The following is a 5,319-nucleotide window of genomic DNA, read 5'->3' on the forward strand; positions in this document are numbered from 1 at the left end:
GGAGCGGACGCCGCCGAGCCCGCCCCGGAGAGCCCGGCGGACGGCGCGGACACCGGCCCCGACCCGCACAGCGAGCACCCGCACGCCTCGTACGTGCTGAGCGTCAACGGCACCGAGCGCCCCGTCACCGACGCCTGGATCGGCGAGTCGCTGCTCTACGTCCTGCGGGAGCGGCTGGGCCTCGCCGGGGCCAAGGACGGCTGCTCGCAGGGCGAGTGCGGCGCCTGCTCCGTACAGGTCGACGGGCGGCTCGTCGCGTCCTGCCTGGTCCCGGCGGCGACCACCGCCGGTTCCGAGGTGCGGACGGTCGAGGGCCTCGCCGCCGACGGCGCGCCCTCCGACGTGCAGCGGGCGCTCGCCGAGAACGGCGCCGTGCAGTGCGGCTTCTGCGTGCCCGGCCTCGCCATGACCGTGCACGACCTGCTGGAGGGCAACCACGCCCCGACCGACCTGGAGACCCGGCAGGCCATCTGCGGCAACCTGTGCCGCTGCTCCGGCTACCGCGGCGTCCTGGAGGCGGTCCGCGAGGTCGCCGAGGGACGCGCGCAGGCCGCTGCCGCCGAGCAGGCGGAGCCGGCCCAGCAGGAGCCCGAGCGGCCCGCGGGGCACGCCGAGCCGACGGTGCCCGCGCAGGGCGACGGACGGCACGGCGGCACGCCCTACGGCACGGAGGCGTACGGCCCGGAGCCGTACGGCACCGACGGCCACCCGGCGGGCTACGGGCAGCAGCACCACGACCACGGCCCCGCTCCCCGCATCCCCCATCAGTCGGGCCCGCACGGCGGCGCCCACCCCTCCTCCGGAGGCCCCGCGTGAACCCCGCACCCGCGGCCCCCCGACCGACCCCTCCTGCGCACACCCCCGGGCGCCCCCGGCCCCGCCGCACGCCCGGCAGCAGCGGAAAGGCAGCGTGATGACCGGTCCCGACGCGGCCACCGTCACCCCGGGCACCGACGGCGCGCAGGCGCCCCCCGCCGAGCCGTCGCCGCACGGCCTGGGCGCCTCACTGCCGCCCGCCGACGCGTTCCCCAAGACGGCGGGCACCTACCCGTACGCGGCCGACCTGTGGGCCGAGGGCCTGCTGTGGGCCGCCGTGCTGCGCTCGCCGCACCCGCACGCCCGGATCCTCTCCGTCGACACCTCGGGGGCGACGGAGATGCCCGGCGTCGAGGCCGTCGTCACCCACGCCGACGTCCCCGGTGACGTCTCCCAGGGCCGGAACGTGGCCGACCGCCCCGTCTTCGCGCACGAACTCGTCCGGCACCACGGCGAGCCGATCGCCGCCGTCGCCGCCGACCACCCCGACACCGCGCGGCTCGCCGCCGCCGCCATCGCCGTCGAGTACGAGGTGCTGGAGCCGGTCACCGACCCCGAGAAGGCCTTCGAGGCCGAGCCGCTGCACCCGGACGGCAATCTGATCCGGCACATCCCGCTGCGCTACGGCGACCCGGACGTCACCGGCGAGGTCGTCGTCGAGGGCCTGTACCGGATCGGCCGCCAGGACCCCGCGCCCATCGGTGCCGAGGCCGGTCTCGCCGTGCCCCGCCCGGACGGCGGCGTCGAGATCTACACCGCGTCCACCGACCCGCACACCGACCGGGACCTCGCCGCCGCCTGCTTCGGCCTGGACCCGGAGCGGGTGAAGGTCGTCGTCACCGGAGTGCCCGGCGCCATGGGCGACCGCGAGGACCCGGGGATGCAACTGCCGCTGGGGCTGCTCGCGCTGCGCACCGGGCGGCCCGTGAAGCTGGCCGCGACCCGCGAGGAATCCTTCCTGGGTCACGCCCACCGCCACCCCACGCTGCTGCGCTACCGGCACCACGCCGACGCCGAGGGCCGGCTCGTCAAGGTCGAGGCGCAGATCCTGCTGGACGCGGGCGCGTACGCCGACGCCTCGTCCGACTCGCTCGCCGCCGCGGTGGCCTTCGCATGCGGCCCGTACGTCGTCCCGCACGCCTTCGTCGAGGGCTGGGCCGTGCGCACCAACAACCCGCCGTCCGGCCACGTCCGGGGCGAGGGCGCCATGCAGGTGTGCGCCGCGTACGAGGGGCAGATGGACAAGCTCGCCGCCAAGCTGGGCCTGGACCCGGCCGAGCTGCGCATGAGGAACGTCATGGCCACCGGCGACCTGCTGCCGACGGGACAGACCGTGACCTGCCCGGCGCCCGTGGCCGAACTGCTGGGCGCGGTGCGCGACGCGCCGCTGCCCGCACTCCCCAAGGACACCCCGGAGGAGGACTGGCTGCTGCCCGGCGGCCCCGAGGGCGCGGGCGAGCCCGGCGCGGTGCGGCGCGGCGTCGGCTACGCGCTGGGCATGGTGCACATGCTCGGCGCCGAGGGCACCGACGAGGTGTCCACCGCGACGGTCAAGGTCAACGGCGGGGTCGCCACCGTCATCTGCTCCGCGGTCGACACCGGCCAGGGCTTCGCGACCCTGGCACGCCAGATCGTGCAGGAGACGCTGGGGGTCGAGGAGGTGCACGTCGCCCCCGTCGACACCGACCAGCCGCCGGCCGGTCCGGCCTGCCACGGCCGGCACACCTGGGTGTCGGGCGGCGCGGTCGAGCGGGCCGCCAAGATGGTCCGCACCCAGCTGCTCCAGCCGCTGGCGCACAAGTTCGGCATGTCGACGGAGCTGCTGACGATCGCCGACGGCAAGATCACCTCGTACGACGGCGTGCTCTCCACGACCGTCGCCGAGACGCTGGACGGCAAGGAGCTGTGGGCCACCGCGCAGTGCCGCCCGCACCCGACCGAACCGCTGGACGAGACGGGGCAGGGCGACGCCTTCGTCGGTATGGCCTTCGCCGCCGTCCGGGCCGTCGTGGACGTGGACATCGAGCTGGGCTCCGTACGGGTCGTGGAGATGGCCGTCGCGCAGGACGTCGGCCGGGTGCTCAACCCGCGCCAGCTCCGGTCCCGGATCGAGGCGGGCGTCACCCAGGGCGTGGGCGCGGCGCTCACCGAGAACCTCCGCACCTCGGCGGGCGTGGTCCGCCGCCCCAACCTCACCGGCTACGCCCTGCCCACGGCGCTCGACACCCCGGACATCCGGATCGTGAAACTGGTCGAGGAGCGCGACGTGGTGGCGCCCTTCGGGGCGAAGGCGGCCAGCGCGGTGCCGGTGGTCACGTCCCCGGCGGCGGTGGCGTCGGCGGTCCGCGCGGCCACCGGCCGCCCGGTCAACCGGCTCCCGATCAGGCCGCAGGCGGCGGTGGCGGCACCACCACGCGGCTGAGGCCGCCCGGGTCGCGGGTGTGCGCCCAGGGGCCCTCGGGTCCCGGGGCGGCCGGGGAGACCGGAGCGGCGGGGGAGCGCGGCCGGTCGTACGGGGCCGGGGCCGGGGTCCGTGTCCTGGCCGGCGTGCACGGGCCCGTGTCCGCAATCTCGTCCGCGTGGCCCCTCGTCCGTGTCCGTGGTCTCTGAACCGTGGGCCGTGGTCCGTGATCCGTGGCCGTTGGTCCACTCTGCGGGCCGCCCGTCCGTGGCCCGGCTCCGTGAACCGCTGTCCCCGCCCGATCCCGCCGGCGCAACCTCGGACGTGGCAGGTACCGCCGCCGGTGCCGTCCCGATTGACTCGGCGAAGGGTTCCGCGCGAGATCGAGGGGGAAGCGGCATGAGGCTCAGCAGGCGGCTGGCGGTATCGGCTCTGGCAGTGGCGGCGAGTGGGGTGCTCGTCGTCGGCGCGGCCGGTACGGCACAAGCGGCGAACGTGTACATCAGCCGGGCGGGGGCCAGCGGATCGGCGGACTGGGACTGGGAGAAGGCGTCGCTCACGGACGTCGACTACACCGTCAAGGACACCAAGTGCGACGCCAACGACGTGTACATACGGATGCGCGTCTACACCGCGCTCCAGCCGGACGGGATAGACACGTCGAGGCGCTACAACTCCGACGGCTGCGGCACCTCCAAGTCCCACACCAACCTCAGTTTCCATGCCAGCAACAACATCTCCGGCCTGCGCGTGTACGTGTGCGTCGACGACGCGGGCAGCGACAGTTGCACCCGTAGCAGCTACATCGACAACCCGGACACCTGAGACGGGGCGCGGCCGAGCGGCTGAGCGGACCCGTCTGCGGGCTGTGGTCTGTGGTCTGTGGTCTGTGGTCTGTGGTCTGCGGGCTGCGGGCTGCGGTCGGCAGTCTGCGGTCGGCCGAGGGCCGCGGTGGCCGGGCGGCCGACCGCTCGGTGACCGGTGGCCGTATCGCGCGGGCGGCGAGCGGGTTCCGGAGGACACGGGGTCCGTGGCAGGACCGGACTCCGGACTCTCTCGACGAGATCTTCGTGCAGGGGTGAGCGGGGGTCCCGGAAGCCTCTCAGCCGGCCCGGCCCAAGGTCACGGTGCGGGAGCCGGGTGCGAAGTCACCGAAGGACTGCTGCCAGGACTCGCCGGGCCAGTAGTACGTCACGCGGCCGTCGGCGGGCCGGTAGTGGGCTGTGTAGAGCGTTCTCGACCCCTGCTCGTCGACGGGTCGGTACAGCGGCGGCTTCAGCATCGCCGCCACGTCCGCACCCGCGGCGCGAATGGCGCGCAGCCGCTCCTGAGTCCGCAGGGCCCGCTCCTGCTCGTCGGTCACCGGCAGGTGCTGGTGGTTGGCGGCGCAGGCATCCGGGGCCACCGTCGGCGGCATGTCCGGTCCCACGAACACCGTCACCGCCTTCACGGCGTCGACGAGGGTGAGGTTCTGCGGGACGGCGACCGGCAGGGACCGCAGCCTGGCGACCGCCTCGTCGACGGTGTCGCACGTCTCCAGCAGGTAGCGCACCACGACGAGAATGGCGAAGCCGCGTCCGTGGGCGGAACGTCCGCCCCAGGTGAGCGAGACCGCGAGACCGGCGTCGTTCATCCCGTCCAGCAAGCCCCACAGCATGTCCTGCATCCCGATCACGGGGCGCAGGAGGCAGGAGGAGACGATGACCCCCTCGCACTGGTCGGGCCGTAGGTCATAGTTGCGCAGCAGGGTGCCGTTCTGGCCGATCTGGGTGCAGGCCGGGGAGAACGGCCGCAGTGCCGCGTGGGTGAGGAAGACCTCGGCCCCGGGCCGGTCGAGTTGGACGGCCAAGTGCTCCAGAACCGGCGCCATTTCCGGCATGTGCGCACGGAACAGCGCCCGGAAACGATCCGCGCCCTCCGGAGTGCGGCCCTCCTCGGTCAGCAGGGCCTCCATCTCCTGCCACAGAGGCCGGGCGTAGGCGGCCCACCGCCCGTCGCCGCCGTCACCGACCTCGATCGCCTGGAAGGTCTTGTGCTGTTGCCGCACGGCTGCCACTCACCTTGTGGGGATCGGACGAAGAGAGGGCAACCTAACCAATTGG

At 74.4% G+C, this 5,319-nt stretch carries 4 protein-coding genes; 3 read left to right on the plus strand and 1 reads right to left on the minus strand.

All coding sequences use genetic code 11. From position 1 onward, the window contains the following. The 3 genes from GCU69_RS15050 to GCU69_RS15060 form a co-directional block, all read left to right on the plus strand. Positions 1 to 816: (2Fe-2S)-binding protein (locus GCU69_RS15050; protein WP_156206329.1), on the plus strand; the 816-nt coding region annotated here is incomplete at its 5' end. Between the two features lie 97 nt (positions 817 to 913). Beyond that, positions 914 to 3,238: a xanthine dehydrogenase family protein molybdopterin-binding subunit gene (locus tag GCU69_RS15055; RefSeq protein WP_098752125.1), complete on the plus strand. Its 2,325-nt coding sequence runs from the start codon at positions 914 to 916 to the stop codon at positions 3,236 to 3,238. Positions 3,239 to 3,616: 378 nt separating this feature from the next. After that, complete coding sequence (locus tag GCU69_RS15060) at positions 3,617 to 4,042, plus strand: hypothetical protein (protein ID WP_143671139.1); 426 nt, start codon at positions 3,617 to 3,619, stop codon at positions 4,040 to 4,042. A 277-nt stretch (positions 4,043 to 4,319) separates the two neighbouring features. On the opposite strand, the gene GCU69_RS15065 is transcribed toward GCU69_RS15060, so the two are convergent. Beyond that, the gene (locus GCU69_RS15065; RefSeq protein WP_156206330.1) at positions 4,320 to 5,264 is read right to left on the minus strand and encodes a C45 family autoproteolytic acyltransferase/hydolase; all 945 of its coding nucleotides are present in this window, start codon (positions 5,262 to 5,264) and stop codon (positions 4,320 to 4,322) included. Positions 5,265 to 5,319: the final 55 nt, after the last annotated feature.

It is taken from the genome of Streptomyces lycii, assembly GCF_009735685.1.
GTDB lineage: Bacteria > Actinomycetota > Actinomycetes > Streptomycetales > Streptomycetaceae > Streptomyces > Streptomyces lycii.